18 protein-coding genes are annotated in these 18,798 nt (G+C 37.6%); 17 read left to right on the forward strand and 1 reads right to left on the reverse strand.

The window, feature by feature from the left end:
- Nucleotide 1 precedes the first annotated feature (1 nt).
- The 15 genes from F3D3_RS15485 (at nt 2) to F3D3_RS15555 (ending at nt 14,642) form a co-directional block, all read left to right on the forward strand.
- Nucleotides 2–448 (forward strand): hypothetical protein, encoded by a 447-nt coding sequence (locus tag F3D3_RS15485; protein ID WP_069875364.1) that lies wholly within the window; start codon nt 2–4, stop codon nt 446–448.
- Nucleotides 417–728 (forward strand): S-layer homology domain-containing protein, encoded by a 312-nt coding sequence (locus F3D3_RS15490; protein ID WP_175438401.1) that lies wholly within the window; start codon nt 417–419, stop codon nt 726–728. Before F3D3_RS15485 ends, F3D3_RS15490 begins: the two co-directional genes overlap by 32 nt.
- A gap of 368 nt (nt 729–1,096) precedes the next feature.
- Nucleotides 1,097–2,023: an MBL fold metallo-hydrolase gene (locus F3D3_RS15495; RefSeq protein WP_069875366.1), complete on the forward strand. Its 927-nt coding sequence runs from the start codon at nt 1,097–1,099 to the stop codon at nt 2,021–2,023.
- A 160-nt stretch (nt 2,024–2,183) separates the two neighbouring features.
- Nucleotides 2,184–2,900, forward strand: coding sequence for a radical SAM protein (locus F3D3_RS15500; protein WP_069875367.1), 717 nt, complete (start codon nt 2,184–2,186; stop codon nt 2,898–2,900).
- 173 nt (nt 2,901–3,073) lie between these two features.
- Entirely contained in the window at nt 3,074–3,673 is a 600-nt protein-coding gene (gene ruvA, locus F3D3_RS15505; RefSeq protein WP_069875368.1) for a Holliday junction branch migration protein RuvA, read from the forward strand.
- A gap of 19 nt (nt 3,674–3,692) precedes the next feature.
- Nucleotides 3,693–4,724, forward strand: a complete 1,032-nt coding sequence (gene ruvB, locus F3D3_RS15510; protein WP_374700081.1) for a Holliday junction branch migration DNA helicase RuvB — start codon at nt 3,693–3,695, stop codon at nt 4,722–4,724.
- A 24-nt stretch (nt 4,725–4,748) separates the two neighbouring features.
- Nucleotides 4,749–6,563 carry a SpoIID/LytB domain-containing protein gene (locus F3D3_RS15515; RefSeq protein ID WP_069875369.1) on the forward strand — a complete coding sequence of 605 codons (1,815 nt, stop codon included), beginning with the start codon at nt 4,749–4,751 and terminating at the stop codon, nt 6,561–6,563.
- Nucleotides 6,564–6,706: 143 nt separating this feature from the next.
- A complete protein-coding gene (queA, locus tag F3D3_RS15520) occupies nt 6,707–7,729 on the forward strand; it encodes a tRNA preQ1(34) S-adenosylmethionine ribosyltransferase-isomerase QueA (RefSeq protein WP_069875370.1) in 1,023 nt (340 codons plus the stop codon).
- A gap of 111 nt (nt 7,730–7,840) precedes the next feature.
- Entirely contained in the window at nt 7,841–8,971 is a 1,131-nt protein-coding gene (gene tgt / locus F3D3_RS15525) for a tRNA guanosine(34) transglycosylase Tgt (protein ID WP_069875371.1), read from the forward strand.
- A 74-nt stretch (nt 8,972–9,045) separates the two neighbouring features.
- Nucleotides 9,046–9,351 (forward strand): preprotein translocase subunit YajC, encoded by a 306-nt coding sequence (gene yajC / locus F3D3_RS15530; protein WP_069875372.1) that lies wholly within the window; start codon nt 9,046–9,048, stop codon nt 9,349–9,351.
- A 328-nt stretch (nt 9,352–9,679) separates the two neighbouring features.
- Nucleotides 9,680–10,393 (forward strand): YkvA family protein, encoded by a 714-nt coding sequence (locus F3D3_RS15535; protein ID WP_069875373.1) that lies wholly within the window; start codon nt 9,680–9,682, stop codon nt 10,391–10,393.
- Between the two features lie 442 nt (nt 10,394–10,835).
- A complete protein-coding gene (locus F3D3_RS15540) occupies nt 10,836–11,603 on the forward strand; it encodes an FRG domain-containing protein (protein WP_069875374.1) in 768 nt (255 codons plus the stop codon).
- 156 nt (nt 11,604–11,759) lie between these two features.
- Nucleotides 11,760–12,740: a phosphotransferase enzyme family protein gene (locus F3D3_RS15545; RefSeq protein ID WP_069875375.1), complete on the forward strand. Its 981-nt coding sequence runs from the start codon at nt 11,760–11,762 to the stop codon at nt 12,738–12,740.
- Nucleotides 12,741–12,947: 207 nt separating this feature from the next.
- A complete protein-coding gene (locus F3D3_RS15550) occupies nt 12,948–13,670 on the forward strand; it encodes a YHYH domain-containing protein (RefSeq protein WP_069875376.1) in 723 nt (240 codons plus the stop codon).
- A gap of 18 nt (nt 13,671–13,688) precedes the next feature.
- Nucleotides 13,689–14,642 carry a phosphotransferase family protein gene (locus tag F3D3_RS15555; RefSeq protein WP_139132117.1) on the forward strand — a complete coding sequence of 318 codons (954 nt, stop codon included), beginning with the start codon at nt 13,689–13,691 and terminating at the stop codon, nt 14,640–14,642.
- Between the two features lie 37 nt (nt 14,643–14,679).
- Here F3D3_RS15555 and F3D3_RS15560 read toward each other — a convergent pair whose 3' ends face one another.
- Nucleotides 14,680–15,801 (reverse strand): DEAD/DEAH box helicase, encoded by a 1,122-nt coding sequence (locus F3D3_RS15560; RefSeq protein WP_069875378.1) that lies wholly within the window; start codon nt 15,799–15,801, stop codon nt 14,680–14,682.
- 270 nt (nt 15,802–16,071) lie between these two features.
- On the opposite strand from F3D3_RS15560, the gene F3D3_RS15565 reads away from it, so the two are divergent.
- Together F3D3_RS15565 and F3D3_RS15570 are read left to right on the forward strand one after the other, a co-directional pair.
- Nucleotides 16,072–17,748 carry a hypothetical protein gene (locus F3D3_RS15565; protein ID WP_175438403.1) on the forward strand — a complete coding sequence of 559 codons (1,677 nt, stop codon included), beginning with the start codon at nt 16,072–16,074 and terminating at the stop codon, nt 17,746–17,748.
- A gap of 277 nt (nt 17,749–18,025) precedes the next feature.
- The gene (locus F3D3_RS15570) at nt 18,026–18,796 is read left to right on the forward strand and encodes a dimethylarginine dimethylaminohydrolase family protein (RefSeq protein ID WP_084389093.1); all 771 of its coding nucleotides are present in this window, start codon (nt 18,026–18,028) and stop codon (nt 18,794–18,796) included.
- The last annotated feature ends 2 nt before the right edge of the window (nt 18,797–18,798 follow it).

Genomic DNA, 18,798 nt, shown 5'->3' on the forward strand with positions numbered 1-18,798 from the left:
CGTGCGTAAAAAAAAATGGAGTCTTTTAATGACATTAATAATTTTGAGTATGATTTTCAATATGGTATTAACTTTTGCTGATAGTAGTGGGCCAATAAAGATTGGAAGTACTTATTATCCAACGCTCAATGCAGCGCTTGCAGCAGCTGTGGATGGGGATACGATTGTACTCTTACAGGATGTAACAGAAATTGTCGTTTATACGGTACTACCCAATAAAAATTTAAGGATTGATGGACAAGGTCATACCATTTATGGCGGTACGAACCCTGACTTTTCATGTGCGTTACGTTTATCAGGAGAAGGAACCCTTATTTTAAAAGATATAACTTTAAAAGGACAAAATCTTGTGATGACTAAGCCTGCTTATATGGAGATGATTGGACTGAGTGTTCTCGGTAAGGTTAATGTGTTCAGTGAAGGACTTAGTAGATGGGATTGGCCATAATTTATATGCCCCTGAAAATTCAATTACCAAACAAGAAATGGCTTGTATGCTCTACAAAACATTAATTCAACTCAAAAAGGCACCTCAAAATGTAAAAGATAATAGCTCTGGATTGACAAAATATACAGATGTAAATGATATGGCATCATGGGCAGAGGAGGCAATGACGCAGTTAGTAGAAAGCGGTATTATTCAAAGTGAAGCGCATCAACTCAAGCCTACTGAGACGGTGAATAGAGAACAGATGGCGGTAGTTCTCTATAATTTATTGATTCAATAGGAGGTCAATGCAAAACTGGATTTGACACTCTAACAATAGAGCCTACATTTCGTATATCGCTCTTTGAGTAGGGAGAGTAACCTAAAAATAGAAAGGACACTGCGATTTGGCGGTGTCCTTTCTATCTTATCGCATACTTTTTTAGATACTTTATTGTCCTAAAATCTGATATAATCTATTAATGTTATATAACCCTTGAATGCAATCCGATAGGATTGTGCAAGTGTTACGAAGGTAGCGAAGCGGACTGAGTAGACGCTTTGATACGGAACCAAGATTTAGCAACTTTTAGGAATTTAAAATCAGCATGCGAGTGTATGATAGGATAAAAAAATGATAGATAATACACATGATTTTGGAGATGAAATATGGAGATTATAAAGGTTCTTGGTAACACCTATTGTATTGATACTGGCATGACGTATGTGCCTTTTTACAGGCTCAATGAAAAAGAAATTGTATTATTAGATTCTGGGTATGGTATTGGTGAGCGAGAAGAGATAAATGCTCTTATGGATGCTAATGGCTACAAGGTATATGGGATTATAAATTCACATGCACATATAGATCATGTGGGCAATAATATGTTTTTTAAGGCAAAGGATAAAGCTTTAATAGCGATGACAAGGCTCGAAGCTGCTTTGTGTAGCTCAGAGGAGAGTGTTAAGGCTTATTTTGGAGGTCATACTCTAAAATCCATAAGAAGCCATTTTGAGACCATGATCTCTGAAACGGATATTCTAATTGACCCTAAAGATGAATGCATAGAAATGGGCGGCGCCATTTTTAAAATTATCCCAACACCAGGACATAGTCCCGCACATATCAGCATCGTCACGCCAGATAATGTTGTATATGTGGGAGATACGCTTATCAGTTACGAGGTTATGCAGGGGGCTAAAATGCCTTATGCTTTTATACTCAGCGTGGACTTTCTGAGTAAGAAAAAACTCACTACTCTTAACAGTGAACACTTTATTGTTGCACATAAAGGTATTTATTCAAACATAGAAAATCTCGTGAATGACAATATTGCTTTTTATAAGCATAGAGCTCAGAGAGTGTACGATGTGATTGACAAGCCAATGACGCTTGAAGAAATTTTACGTGCTGTCGTACATGAATTTGATATTAATGTTAAAAGTATCCATAAACAACGTGTCGTTAATCGAATGATGTGTTCATTTGTGGACTATCTCATAGAAATTGAACAATTAACCGCTGAAATAGACAATGGATTCATAAAGTATCGTCAAACCTCAAACGATTCTTCTATCTTCCAAAGTCCTCTATAGCTTTCAATAATAGAAAGATAGACACGTCCTGTGTGTTTTTGATTAATCTTACGAAGAAACATAATAAGGCTTCCGCGGATGCATAAATTGACACAAAAGCTTAATGCCGCTATAGCTTGAATTAACGCCGAGACACTTATATAATAGGAGTGAGGTATATATGATCGGTTATATAAGAAATATGATAAAAAATTCAGCAGTTGATGGTCCTGGAAACCGTTTTGTGGTCTTTTTACAGGGCTGCCAGTTCAACTGCTTATACTGCCATAATCCAGAAACGATTAAATCGATTACGCTTTTGACGGCAAAAGAAGTTCTAGAGGTGCGTGAGTATTCACCAAAGGCACTTGTAGATACCATTTTGCCCTATAAGGATTATATTTCAGGGGTGACTTTTTCGGGTGGAGAATGTACATTGCAATTGCCATTTCTAATGGCGGTTTGTGCTTTGCTCAAAGCAGAAGGTATTCACATCTTGATCGATACAAATGGGCACATCCCATTGGAGCGTTTAAAAAGACTATGTGAACATGTAGATGGGTTTATGTTGGATTTGAAAGCGCTGGATTCAAAAAATCATAAGGCCTTAACAGGTCTTGATAATGCGCAAGTGCTTGAAAACTTTATAGTTTTAAATGAAGCACACAAACTCTATGAAATTAGAACGGTTATTATTCCAGAGTTAGTGGATGATAAAGCTTTAATAGATTGGGTCAGTGCACATGATGGCTGTCACCTGAGGTATAAACTCATCGCTTTTAGAAACCACGGGGTAAAGGGCGAAGGTACAAAACTCACTCCCCCAGATACGGCTTACATGCGCTCTATTGAAAAATATGCAATTCAAAAAGGCTTTAAAAATATAGTGTTGATATAACCTTTGGGGAGATGTCCCCCACTTTTCAAAGTGGGGGTTCATATGCCTAATTCAGAAACGCCCACTGAATGCAATCCTAACGGATTGCGCAAGGGTTACGAAGGTAGCATAGCGGACTGAGTATACGCGTTGATGCCCTTGTTTGATATTCACCACAGCACAGGAGTGTAAAAATGATAGATTTTATTAAGGGGAAGCTTTATCACATCGATGTAGATTACATTGTTGTAGAAAATAACGGAATGGGATATCGCGTTTTCACATCGGCAAATTCCGTTTCAGATTTTGATGTTGTAGGTGAAGAAATCATCATTCATACAGAGATGATCGTCAGGGAAGATGCCATTTCACTTGTGGGGTTTAGCACTAAAGAGGAACTTCATATGTTTAGGCTCTTAACTTCGGTGAGTGGCGTGGGAACCAAAGTGGGTATCGGTATATTATCCTCACTTAATTATATTTCAGTGGCTGCTATTATCGCTTCAAATGATGTGAAATCCATGATGACAGCACATGGCGTAGGGAAGAAAACAGCTGAAAGAATCATATTAGAGTTAAAAGACAAAGTTGGTAAATCTATGATGATCAGTTCAGATACGAATATTGAAAGCCATGTGATCACAGGTGGTGTTGAGTCAGATGCTTTAGAGGCGTTAATGACACTTGGATATACTCGAAATGAAGCACAATCCGTATTAAAACTTATGGATGTCAACGGTATGACAGTGGAACAAATCCTCAAAGCTGCACTTAAAAAGCTGATGACGCAATAGAAGGGAGCCACAAGTGGACATGGACATGGAACGCTTTATCACCCCTAAACTCGTAGAAGAAGATGTTTTAGGTGAAAATCATATAAGACCTAAGCAAATGCTTGAGTATGTGGGACAAGAGAAGACAAAGGAAAAATTGAATATATTTATTCAAGCGGCTAAAATGAGAGATGAATCTTTAGATCATGTCCTTTTATATGGCCCCCCTGGACTGGGGAAGACAACTTTATCCTGTATCATCGCACATGAGATGGGGGTTGATGTTAAAATCACTTCGGGTCCAGCCATCGAAAGACCGGGCGATCTTGCAGCAATACTCACCAATATGAAAGAAAATGATGTGCTCTTTATAGATGAAATTCACAGACTACCAAGGCATGTTGAAGAAGTGCTTTATCCAGCGATGGAGGATTTTGCTATAGATATCATTATAGGCAAGGGCCCAGGGGCACGTTCTGTAAGACTGGACCTCCCTAGATTTACCTTAGTGGGTGCCACCACGCGTGCAGGACAATTGACTTCACCACTACGAGATCGTTTTGGCGTTATTTGTAAACTGGATCTTTATAATGTAGAGGAATTGAGCCAAATTATAAAGCGCTCAGCACGAGTGCTCAACATAGACATCGACGAAAACGCGTGTGAAGAAATGGCCATGAGAAGTCGAGGTACACCGCGTATTGTCAACAGACTCTTAAAAAGGGTCAGGGATTATGCACAAGTTAAGGGGACAGGCGTTGTGACCAAAGCGATTGCAAAGTCGGCTCTGGACCTTTTAGAGGTAGATGCACTGGGGCTTGATGCAGTGGATCGCAAGATCATCGTCAGCATGATCGAAAATTTCGACGGAGGTCCCGTTGGTGTGGAAACACTTGCGGCAGCCACGGGTGAAGAAGCCAATACGATCGAAGATGTGTATGAACCTTATTTGATGCAAATCGGATTTATCAACAGAACCCCAAGAGGGCGTGTTGTGACCAATAAAGCAAGGACGCATTTGGGCTATCAAATGGTGCTCAATGTGGAACAAATGGAAGTGACCTTTGATTAATAAGAAATCACGATGGAGGCAGTAATGGCGAAAAAGTATAAAAGTATGATCCTTACAATTATAATAGTAGGTCTATGTCTAAATAGTTCTATTGGCATGAGTTTAACATCCGTAAAGAATATGGTTGATGTGGGGCTTATTTATGGTGCTAATAATACGTATCCTGTGGGTTTGTCAGCCGCAGATGGATTTGCTTTTGGCCTTTATCAAGATCAATATTTTAATAAACTCGTGGATTTATCGAACTATAATGCATTAACGCTTTATAAAGACGGGTTTTATAGCGAACAAGGTATTTTAGATGAAACGAGCTCAGCCTATTATCAAAACGGTTCAGTAAAGGGTGGTTATCACATCGGGATTGGACAGAGCGCTTCAAGTTATGAAGCTATACTCAATGACTATATGACCTATAAGGCTGCAAATCCACAAGTGTACATCAACTGTGAAAAGGGTTGGCAATTGGCTGTGGGCAGTTTTGTGGATAGGGCATCTGCCAATGCGAGTTTAGCAGGGTATCAAGCGCAGTTTCCAAATGTGAGTCTTACCATTATGGAACCCAACAAAAACAGGGTGATGATCTATGGTGGCGACATGCCGCTTATGGCTTATGATACTTCGGAGGGCGCTTATGCATTAAAGACTTCTGTTTTTGAACTCAAAGAAGTTAAATACCGCAATTCTATAAGAGTACTCAGACAGTCGGGCAGTGATTTTACAGTGATCAATCGTGTGACCATGTCAGAATATCTCTATGGCGTTTTGCCTAAGGAAATGAGTGGAGATTGGCCACTTGAAGCCCTTAAAGCTCAGGCTATAACCGCCAGTAATTTTGTTTACACCTCTGGTGCAAAGCATGCAGCACTTGGCTTTGATGTGTGTACGACGACGGATTGTCAAGTTTATGGCGGGTACTCTGTGGAAAAACCAACCAGCAATCAAGCCGTAGATTTAACTGTGGGCATAGGCTTATACTATCAAGATGCTTTGGCATCCTGCTATTATCATTCAAATAGTGGTGGCGAAACTGATGATATCAGCCAAATATGGTCAGGCGATCTGCCTTATGTTAAAGGCGTTGTGGATGGTTATTCTTTGAATGCGCCAAATGCGACTTGGAAACTTGAATTGAGTACCTCAGAAATACAACAAAAATTAGAAGCGGCGGGATATCAGATCGGCACTTTAACCGATATACGTATACAGGAAAGAACCGATCATGGTCGTGTGACAAAGCTTGATTTTGTCGGGACATCGGGTACTGCAACGCTCTTAAAAGAAAAAGCAAGGAGCGTACTCGGCTATACCGTTTTAAAGAGTATGAGCTTTAGCTTTAACCCAACCTTCACGGATTATCAATATGTGGATGCCTCTAAGGTAACTTCACCTGTGGCGACATCAAGAGGTGGGACAACAACTCAAAGGCAAACGATTGTGGTATCCACTTCAAATGGCAAGTCAGAAGTGGCACTGGATAACCTATATGCCATAACCGGTCAAGGCATAAGCCTTGTGGAAGGCAGTGCGGCACATGATGGCACCAAAGTGAGCAGTATTGTCACCAATGTCACCAGTACTGTTCCAGAATCGACTCAGGCTGTGGCGACGCAAACGGCGGTAACACAAACTCAAGCGTCCATATTACCTACGGGTTCTCAATTTATCAAGGAAAGCAATGTGAATGTGTCTTCTGGAACCGTGACTTTCTATGGTAGAGGTTACGGTCACGGACTGGGCATGAGCCAGTGGGGCGCTAAAAAAATGGCAGAGATGGGTTTTACTTTTGATCAGATTTTAACGCATTACTATCCTGGGACCCATGTCAGAGCAATTCAATAAGTTGATTTTGGAGATTTTTACTATTGCAACTTAGGTTAATTTTAGATACAATCGTCTATGGTTAGAGTGTCAAGAGCCAGTTTCGAACGAACGCTCTAACCTATGCTGTATTTAATAAAAAGATAGGATAAACTGAGGCTAATATGAGAACAAAAGATTTTTATTTTGATTTACCAGAAGCATTGATTGCTCAAGTACCACTTGAAGATCGATCGGAATCAAGGTTAATGGTATTGGATCGTCAAACAGGTGATGTAACCCATAAAATTTTTAAAGAGATTCAAGCGTACTTAAAGTCTGGGGATTGCTTGGTTCTAAACAATACAAAAGTAATTCCAGCGCGGCTATTTGGCACAAAAGACACGGGTGCGGTGATTGAATTTCTACTTTTGAAACGCATCAGTGAAAGACGCTGGGAGACGTTGGTCAAACCAGGGCGAAAAGCGAAAATAGGGGCGACGTTTACTTTCGGAGCAGGTCAATTAACGTGTGAAGTTGTGGCTATAGGCGATGAAGGTTCTAGAATTATAGAGTTCATGTATGAGGGCATTTTTGAAACGATACTCGATGAGCTTGGCAACATGCCACTGCCACCTTATATCACGGCAAAACTCGATGATCCAAAGCGCTATAATACCGTTTATGCGAAGCATGATGGGTCAGCAGCGGCGCCCACAGCAGGCCTTCATTTTACAGAGGCGCTCATGACGTCGTTAAAGGCACAAGGCGTTAAAATTGCATATGTGACACTTCATGTTGGATTGGGGACGTTTAGACCAGTCAAAGTGGATGATGTCTTAAATCATAAAATGCATTCAGAATTTTACATGTTAGACGCTGAAAATGCGGAACTCATAAACCGGACAAAGGCAGAAGGTGGCAGGGTGATTTCTGTTGGCACCACTTCCACAAGAACGATTGAAACCATTGCAAACGAATACGGCAAATTGGTGGAAGCCAGCGGATGGACCGAAATCTTTATCTATCCGGGGTATGAATTCAAGGTGATTGATGGGTTGATAACCAATTTTCATTTACCTGAATCGACGCTCATCATGCTGGTCAGTGCCCTTTCTAGCAAAGAGCATGTCTTAAAGGCTTATGAGATCGCTGTGGCAGAGCAATATCGCTTTTTCAGCTTTGGCGATGCGATGCTGATCTTATAGTGAAAATGTTAACATTATAATAATAGTTAGAAAATAAATGATAATTAATGTGCGTGTCAATTGAACCTGTTGTTTTGAATAAAATATGATTGAATAAAGGAAGCGTGAAAAATGGCAATTAGATATGAATTGATCAAAGAGTGTAAGCAAACTGGTGCAAGACTTGGGCGTTTGCATACCCCTCATGGTGTTATTGAAACCCCTATTTTTATGCCAGTGGGGACTCAAGCGACTGTAAAGGCAATGACGCCTGAAGAACTTAAAGAAATGAATGCTCAAATTATTTTGTCTAACACTTATCATTTGTATCTAAGGCCAGGTCATGATCTCGTCAGAGCAGCAGGTGGCCTTCATAAGTTCATGAACTGGGACAGGCCTATTTTAACGGACAGTGGTGGTTTTCAAGTATTCAGTTTAGGGGACCTCAGAAAAATTACTGAAGAAGGGGTTGAGTTTCAATCACATATAGATGGCAGCAAGCATTTCTTGACGCCAGAGAAGGTGATGGAGATTGAAACCGCACTAGGCGCTGATATTATCATGGCTTTCGATGAGTGTGCACCTTTTCCTGCAGAATGGCAATATGTCAAAGATTCACTTGAACGTACCACGAGATGGGCTGTGCGTTGTAAAGCGGCACATACCAACACTGATAATCAAGCGTTGTTTGGTATCGTTCAAGGCGGTATGTATAGAGATTTGAGAGAACAGAGTGCAAAAGAACTTGTGGCACTTGATTTCCCTGGCTACTCAATCGGCGGATTAAGCGTTGGGGAACCCAAGGAACTCATGTATGAAGTCTTAGATTATACGACGCCGCTCTTGCCTAAGAATAAACCGAGATATCTTATGGGTGTTGGTAGCCCAGATGCGCTTATTGAGGGCAGTATCAGAGGTATCGATATGTTCGACTGTGTACTGCCTACGCGAATAGCACGCAATGGGACAGCCATGACGTCGCAAGGTAAGGTCATTATTAAAAATGCCAAGTATACAAGAGATTTTACGCCACTCGATCCAGAGTGTGACTGTTATGCTTGCAAGCATTATACAAGAGCTTATATCAGACATCTTTATAAAGCCGATGAAATTTTATCTTCAAGGTTATTGTCTACACACAATTTGCATTTTTTGATCAATCTCATGAAGCAAGTGAGAGAAGCGATTATGGAAGACCGCTTAGGAGACTTTAGAAACGCATTTTTTGCAAAGTATTATGGTGAGACATCAAAAGAAGACTAGGATTACCCTTTTAAATCTTTAGAATTCTGTTATAATAATAGTTAGATAAAAAATTGTTTTAAAGGAGTGGCATAATGGGAACTTTAGGTTTAGTAGCTTATATTGCGTTTTTCTTTGGTTTGATGTATTTCTTAATGATCAGACCACAAAACAAGAAAAACAAGCAATTGCAAGAATTGAGAAGTAGTTTAAAACAAGGTGACGATGTTGTGACGATCGGTGGCATTGCTGGTAAAATTCTAAATGTTAAAGAAGATGATGTGGTTCTAGAAATAGGTGCTGCAAAGACGAAATTAACTTTTAAAAAATGGGCAATTTCAACAGTGGAGCACTCTGTTCCTACTGCTGAAATTGAAGAAACTACTTTTACTGAAGAATAGAAATTGTAAGGCTTTTTCATTTTCTGATTATAGGAAATGAGGGGCCTTTTCTATTTTTTGAATTTACTTTTTGACTGGGGATGATCGCCTCCCACCGCCTATACACGCTTTGGTGCAAGCGTCCTCGACCCTTCAGTGTAAGCGCCTCGACCCGTTGGGTTTGCGGATTTTTATATGAACATGGAAGAAAGTATTGGCTAATATGCTGAAATTAATATGCTGAAGTTCTCATGGAAAATATGAAAAAGTATTCTGAAAATTGGAAATGGAATGATATAATGTAAGGGAGACGGGTTTAAAAAATAAAATCACTTTAAGGAGGCCATCTGTGAAGCAATTTTTGACAAGAGAAGATGTCGATAAGATCCTCGGTGTTGATCCCAATGAGCGGATTCCAACACAAGAAGAAATTACACCGATTACAGAAGAAATTATAAGCGTAACAAAAGAAACAGGTCTGGATGCAGGGCAATTATCCAAGCCTGAAATGATTAATGAAAAAGATTTGATGGAAAATGAAGTCATAAATTTAGCAGTAGAGGGTTTGTTAAATGATGAAAATTATGACCAGAAAAATGAAAAAATGAAAACACATTATGAAAAATTGCGAAAAAAGGTAGACTCAACATTAGACAATATAAAAGTACCACCGATTATTAAGATGATTATCCTAAGCGCTCCAGATTTATTCTACTTAGTGTGGAAATTGACTTTTGATCCTGAAATTAAGGGAAAACATAAAAGAAAAATGGCATATGCATTACTTTATTTTGTTGCGCCATTTGATATTGTACCGGATTTTATACTTGGAATAGGAGTCGTAGATGATGTAATAGTTGTATGTTATGCATTAAACTCAATTCTAAATGAAGTAGACCCTATATTTTTGGAAAAGTATTGGCTTGGTGATAATAATTTATTGGAAATAATCCAAACTATTCTTAGAGAAATTGATAACATTAGAAAATATTTTATCGACTACATCAAGAATCCATTTCATAATTTCATGAAAGATAAAAATGTGGATGAAAATATAGACTGAAGAATGAAATGATAAAAACGGTTCTTAGAGGCGGAAGAGGGTGTAAGCTCTCTGATTTACTCGACGAACAAAAATATCAGAAGAGGATAATAGGTAAAATAATGCAGTCTTATGATGTGAACAAAAGTGATATAACCCTTGAGGAGATGTCCCCCACTTTTCAAAGTGGGGGTTCATATTCCTAATTCAGTGGGAGTCCAAACTCCCACTGAATGCAATCCGATAGGATTGTGCAGGGGTTACGAAGGTAGCGAAGCGGACTGAGTATACGCTTTGATAAATGCTTATCTACAGGTGCATTGCTGGCAACGGCGAAGTTCTAAGCTGTAGAGACAATGTGAAAATTCTGCTAGCCTATAGTGGGTTATTGCTAGGGTAAATGTACTGCTAGGGTTGAATTAAATTACTAAGTTAGCTGAAATAAAATTATTAGGGAGTATATATGGGGGCTTTATACAAAAAAATAGTAATCACAGATTGGAATCACTTTGAGGAAGAGATAAAAAATCATAGATATAAACGATGGATTTATAGAGGACAGAATAATTCGAAATATGGTTTATCTACATCACTTGAAAGGCTGTTCCAATATGCATCAGAAATTGGTGTTAAAATTGAACCAAATAAAAATTTTCCCATAAACTATAAAAGAAAATATGAAAAAGAGCTCCTAGATGAATTTAAGAAATCAGCTCATATCTATATTTCTAATTTACCGAATGAGAATTATCAATTTGAATGGTTATCAATTATGCAACATTTTGGTGTTCCGACAAGGCTATTAGATTTTACTTATTCTCCTTTTGTCGCATTATTTTTTGCTTTAGACAATGCAAAAAGTGATTTTGCAATTTTTGCAATAAGATCTGATAATTTTTGGGAAATTGAAGTTGACTCAGAATTAGAAGATTTAAAAAGTAACCATGAAATTATGATTTATGAACCTATAAAATCAAATGAAAGGTTATTAGCGCAGCAAGGACTTTTCTTAGTTGCAAATACACTTAAAACGCCTGTTGAAAGGTTAATAAATAAAGCAATTCCAGTAAATGAAAATAATGATTCAGAATTTATTAAGTACATTTTTGGTAAAGAATTAAGAAAAGAATTTTTTGTATTATTGAAAAAAATGAATATAACATCTACGACACTATACCCAGGATTTACAGGATATTGTAGCGCTTTACCTTGGAACATATTAGGAAAATAATTTTAAATCAGCTAACACGTCACTTACAAAAATCGTTCTGATGTCACAGCCCTTGCAAGGCAAGGTCAGCGCTACTTTTGCCCTAAGGGTCAAACGGAACGACTTCGGTAATTGCGGGAACGTTTTCCGTAAATCAAACGAATAGGGAGATGCAAGATGCTAAAATTGAAATACTTATTTGACAACAGTGAATTGGCTTTAATGCTATTAAAAAATTGGAATTATGATGATGAATCTTTGGGGTTATTTAAATATTTTAGAATATCTTCAAATGCGATTTATCCTTTTAAAAGTCAAGGGAAAGTCTATTTTCTAAGATTTGTTCCGGAGTCTGAAAAAAATGTTGAGAGTATTAGCCAAGAACTAAAATTTATTGAGATATCGTCTGAAAATGGATTCAATGTACCTAAAGTTGTTGAAAGTAAGTTGGGAAACTTTATTGAAACAAAAAATACCCCATGGGGCACATATCATGCGGTGGTGTTCGAAAGTGCTGGAGATGAAACACTTGAAAGTGTACAAATAACTGAAGAAATTGCATATCAATATGGTAAATCACTGGCTGATCTACATCAGATTTCACAAAAGAAAATTCAGTCAAATATTAAACGAGAAAGTATCTATGATATTTTTGATTTGGTTGAAGCAAGAATCGCTAATGATGCTACCCACTCTTCTGCATTTTTAAATCATGTAAAGCAATTACGGGCCGAGTTTGAAAAAATGGAAAGAATGGATCATTCTTTTGGTCTAATTCATTATGATTATGAATTGGATAATATCATATACGATATTAAAACTCAAAAGCTTTTCGCAATAGACTTTGATGATTGTATGTATGGCTTTTATGGTCAGGATGTCGAAAGGGCAATCAATAGCATAGAATCTGAAATTGAAGATCAATTGCAAGAATCTATAAAGGAAAGTTTTATAAAGGGTTATAGGGATGCAGACGGCAATTTGGAGACATATTACAAGAACAGAGCTTTATTTAAGGCATTTGCTGACATGTACTCATATTTCAGAATGAAGGCCTCATTAGAAGAAAAATGGGATAACGAGCCTGTGTGGATGGATAATTTAAGGAGTAGACTTAGTGAAAGAATGAGAATGTATATAGCAAAAGTGGAATCTTAAAAGACTTTGCTTAACTTCGAACTTACATTGCACGAGCGCCTAACCTAGCGCGTCATTTATCAAAAATCGCGCGGCTGTCATATCCACTGATATACAAGACATGTGCCGACAAAGCAAAGTTTTGTCGGTTAATGATTAATAAAATCAAAAGGGGGTAAAATTGGAAACAGGTCTTGATTATGAACTCATTATTAGGGGGAAGATGATATGAAAAAATGGTTTAAGGTGAACAAGATTTTTGTTTTAACACTGTGCTTTATTTTGACATTTACAGTGATTTCAGATGCGCATTCGGGGAGGACTGACGGAAATGGTGGACATAAAGATAATCAAAACAAGAGTGGATTAGGGTATTACCATTATCATCATGGATATGGGCCACATTTACATCCCGATGGCGTATGCCCTTATGCAGTAACAAAGCCTAGCGTGAATGTATCCAATTCAGATAAGTCCACTTCAAGCGTTTCTTCAGTTACGGTAAATAATGAAACGCAGTATTACATCGCAAATTTACCTGAGTTTAACATTCAATTAAACGATACCATAATCGATAATAATAATTCGAAATACCCCATTATTTTCTATAAAAATATCGCTTATATGCCATTAACATGGGATCTTTTAAAAAGCGTTGGATTTGATTTATCCATTGACTCTGAGGGCAATATAACGATTGCAGAAAATGGCGAAGCAGTAGCATTTAAAGATACCATTGATGCATTAAATGCAAGTGAATTCAATGTAGCGTATTTTGAAAAAAATGTGTATTTTGACGGGAAATCTGTAACGGATGAAGCCTATCAAAATTTATATTATAAAGACATAGCCTATATACCTTTAACTTGGAATAACTGCAGCAATATTTTAAGGTTGAATATTGAGATTGAAGATTCAATAACTCTAAAGATAAACAAGTTAAACAAGTAAGTCTGTCTAACAGGTTATTTGGAATGGATAGAGGTGGAAATCGAAGAAGCAGATTTTTCATTTAAGGGATATGAAACTGGAGGCAAATACATGGATGCTGTTATTCGGGAAATACTAAAAAAAAATGAAATCAATGAAGCTTTTATCAAATTAGAGACTCATGGTATCGCAAATGAGATCTATGCTACCCCAAATTTTATATTGAGAATTCCTACAGAACATCCAGAGGCAAATGCTGACGCTTATACAGAATCGGTGGCAGCGCCTCTGGCTAAGTCTATTGGGATCAAAACACCCAAAATGATCTGTTTTGATGATTCTTATACAGTACTTGATAGAACCTATTCCATTTGGGAGCGGATTCATGGCAGTACTCTTGGTGAACTGGATAATTACTTGAATTTTTATCATACATGGTATGAAATCGGTTGTGAACTTGGAAAATTACATGTCAGTATTAAAAAATGCGATGATCCAAAAGGCTGGCTCGATAGTCCCGATCGAGAATACACAAAAGAGATGTTGATTGAGGGTGTGCTTGCTCGTGACAACTATGTTGACAAACACCGCAACCAATCGGCATACTTGCTTAAATTAATAGAATGTAAATTTACAGACGAAACGTTTTTCTATGAAAAATGTTTTGTACATGGAGATACGAACATATTTAATTTTTTGTGCACCCCAAACGATCAATTGTTATCCATAATCGATTGGGGTGATGCAGGTTGGGCAGACCCAGCGATAGATTTTTACAGGGTTCCAGTGGAGGTGCTGGATACTGTTTTAGATGGCTATACTCAAATGGCGAGTATAAACGTGGATAGTCATTTTATCTATAGACTTATTTTTGATAAAATTTGGACTGCGATTGAAGAAAAGCAAGATCTTTTTGGACTAGAAGATCAAATCATGATTTTGGAAAAGAATCTTTTGAAAAAAATGCGACAAATATCAATAAACCCGTTATAGAGTATTTACACTTTACCCACTTACGAGAGGCTTGAATTCATCGAGCAACGATCTCTATGGATTTGCCTTGTAATTTCTCGATGTTCATCAAAGATTCCTTTTCCTCAGTACTGCAAAATGAGATCGCCAATCCACTTTTTCCAGCTCTCCCAGTCCGTCCAATTCGATGAATAAATGTTTCAGGCACGTTTGGAATATCCAAATTGACCACTAAAGAGATGTCTTTTATATCAATGCCTCTTGCGGCAACATCTGTAGCAACGAGAACCTTAATTTCTTTATTTTTAAAGAGTTCAAGAGCCATTAAGCGTTCAGATTGATTCTTGTCACCATGAATGGCTTTAGATCTAATATTGGCGACGTTTAGCGCTTTACTCACTTTGTCTGCTCTCTTTTTTGTCCTTGTAAATACCAGAACAGATTCGTAAGCTTTGCCCTTAAGAAGTTCTAACAACAAAGAGGCTTTATCTGGTTCTTCAACGCAATAAACCAGTTGCTTAATGTCAGCACTTTCCAAGGATTCGTTTCTATCCACTATTTTTACCGGATTTTTTAACAGTCGATTTACAATTTTCATCACTTCATTTGGCATTGTAGCTGAGAAAAGCATATTCTGTCTTTCACTAGGGAGTTTGCTAATCGCTGCTTTCACATCTTGTATCATCTTCTGATCAAGCATTTGATCCGCTTCATCAAGCACAAATAATGCGACAGCACTTAAATCTGCGACGCCCTTTTCAATTAAGTCGAGAAGTCTTCCAGGTGTTGCAATCAAAATATGGGGCTCTCTCTTTAATACCTTAATATGTTGTTTAGGTGTTATACCACCATAAATAACGCCAATTTTAAGGTCCAGATATTTACCATATGATGAAAAACTCTCCCCAATTTGGATCGCTAATTCACGAGTAGGTGCTAAAACTAAAGCTCGAATCTTACCTTGATCTGTCCAACTTGAGGAAGCTTCTGAAAGTAATTGCAACATCGGTATAGCAAACGCTGCCGTTTTACCAGATCCAGTATGTGCACAACCGAGCAGATCCTTTCCGTTTAATACCGCTGGAATTACTTTTGTCTGTACTTCAGTTGGCTTGCTATATTTTTTATCTTCTATTGCTTTTATGATGGCTTGATTAATATTTAAGTCTTGAAATGTCATTAAACGCTCCTTCTAATGATACAATACAAGTATTTTATCATTAGAAGCCAAATGTGCCTAGATTTGTTTCGTATATTTTATATGCTTTATTCAGATTTATAAAATAATAAAAGTCTTATCCTCAATGGCAGTAGTGGAGGTTAAGATTGATAGATCTAAAAAAAAGAGATACAATATAGACACTTGAAGGGATTAAATGCGATGTTGTCACAAGTTGTTTATTGCCCAGAAAAACTAAAACGAGCTTTAGGAAAGGAAACCGGTATACGTATGGGTAAAAAGAATTTGAGTATTTTTAGGTGTGTTGTGTTTTTGGTGTTTGTTATGTCTGCTTTTGGAATGATTTCATCAGCGGAGGTCAATGGCACTGGTAGTGTTCAAATGGTTCTACCAGAGTATCTGATCACCATAAAGGGTGAATCGATTGACAATGAGAATGCACAGTATCCACTGCTTAATTATAACGGCATAACCTATATACCTTTGATTTATAATTTATCGAGAACGCTTGGCGTGGAGACCACATGGCACGATAAAGAAGGCGTAGCCATAGAAACCACTGGCATTTCATGTGAATTGTATCTTGTAAAAAGCACTCAAAATAATAAAACGCGTAAATTTCAATACAGAGCCATATTTCCGAGTTTTAAAGTAACGATAAACGGCATGAATTATAATTCAGAAGCTTTTGTTTTAAAAAAGAAATATCCGGCGTTGCTCTATAATAATTTGATCTATTTACCACTGACAAGTGAAGTTGCAGAGGCACTAGATCTTAAACTTCAATTCTCTGTAGAAAGTGGTCTTTCGATAGAGAATTCAAATCCCAAAGTTGAAAATATAGATTCTGTAAGCAGCAATGTAAAGTACGACGAACACAGTGAACTTGTTGTCGTAATCGACAAGAAAATTTATTTTATGACGCCAGATCGTACTCTTGCGATGGTATCTGAAGAAGATGGAGAATTGGCTGAGCTGTTTCAATTGCCAGAAGAATCGAATTTAAGTGCGCTAGAGGTTGATGGTGGAAACGTATTTTTAAACGTACATATAGGCGGTGCGCTTATGGGTTCCGATATGGTTTATGAAATATTGAATGAGGGTGGGAAAAGATTAATCAGTGATAGCTATAACCGTGTTCATGAATTTGATGATTTCAACATCATGTATTGGGCAGGTCCAATGCCCTATCCAGGCAATCTCACCATATCTAGAACGCCAAAGGCTGTATATGATGTTGCTGATTATGTCCCTCTAGGCTCAAAATCTGTTCTATATGGTTGGTATTGGCACCAAGAGGGGGATTCGGAAGGTGGTACACCTTCTGATCAAGTTTATTCAAGCGGGGATTACATTTATCTTCTAGGCTTTGATAAGATGCATCCTGATTATACAAGTCTTTACGAAGTGAATGCGATAAATGGCGTGAGTAAAAAGTTGATATATCGTGAAACAAAGGATATTAAGCGATATGGAGATTACATTTATTATATTTCAAAAGATATTTTTGGACATGCAGCTGTTTATAAATACAACATGAAGACACAGTCTGATATTCACGAGGCAACTTCTGTTTCCGGTATTTCTCAATATGATGTTTTAGGAAACAATGTGTATTTCACGGATGATATGGGTCTTTTATATGAAGTGGCAATAGTAGAATCACCAGTGAGCATAACGACAGGGAGAGTTTATCAGGACCAATCAGCACCTTGCGAAGCCATAAAAACTTTTAGAGGCGATCGCGATTATTTAGTGATTACTTTTGGCGCTGAAGCTCAGGTACCTCATAGACTCCTTGTTTTAGATAAAAACGGGAAAATTGTCTTTAAGACTTCAGATCATAGTGACATTAAAAATATCTCTATTGATAATGGTAATTTGTACTACATGAATAGTGGAACTCAGCATTTTTGTAGGGTTTCATTGAGGGATATTGAGAACTAGTTTTCTATCTTATAGCATCACAAATGGTTAGAAAATGCATAAAGAAGTCCTCGGAAGATATACGTTAAAAGTCACTTAGGTGGCTTTTTTTTCATGGAAAAAATCTTATATTGACAAATTGTCAGAATTGTCATACAATTATTTCAAATATAATATATAATACATAATATATTATATACACAAAAAAACATTGCGATCCAAAAAACAAAATGCCAAAAACAAAAAAATGAAGAAAGTAAGCGTGTTATTGTATGAAACACCTAAGGAGGAGACGACTATGTTTAAGAATTGTATTGTAAGAAGACCATCAAAGTCTATGATTGAGGGGATTACATCAGCACCAGAACTTGGCAAACCCAATTATGAACTCGCGTTAAAACAGCATGATGCCTACATTGAGACCTTGAAGCAATGTGGTGTCAAAGTGAAAGTACTTGATGCGATGGAGGCTTATCCAGATTCATGCTTCGTGGAAGATGTCGCTATTTGTACCTCAGAGTGTGCTGTGATTACAAACCCAGGTGCGAAGTCAAGAAACGGAGAAATAGCAGGGATTAAACCCGCAATTGAGGGATTTTATCCAGCAGAAAACATACACCATATTGAATTTCCAGGAACTTTAGATGGCGGGGATGTTATGATGGTTGGAAAGCACTTCTATATTGGACTCTCAGAAAGAACCAATAAAGAGGGCGCAGGGCAACTCATTTCACATCTAAATAAGTATGGTATGACTGGAGAAGCTGTGGCGTTGTCAGAAGTATTGCATCTCAAAACAGCGTTGGCTTATTTAGAAAACAATAAACTACTGGTTGGTGGGGAGTTTATTACAAGTCCTGTTTTCGAAAAATTCGATAAAATCGAGATTTCGGAGGATGAGAGCTATGCCTGTAACTGTATCTGGATGAATGGAAAAGTGATCGTACCAGAAGGTTATCCAATAACCCAAGCTGCAATTGAGAAAAAAGGCTATGAGGTGCTCATTGTAGATACATCTGAATATCGAAAATTAGATGGTGGGTTAAGTTGTTTATCGCTTAGGTTTTAATG

It is taken from the genome of Fusibacter sp. 3D3 (assembly GCF_001748365.1).
GTDB lineage: Bacteria > Bacillota > Clostridia > Peptostreptococcales > Acidaminobacteraceae > Fusibacter_A.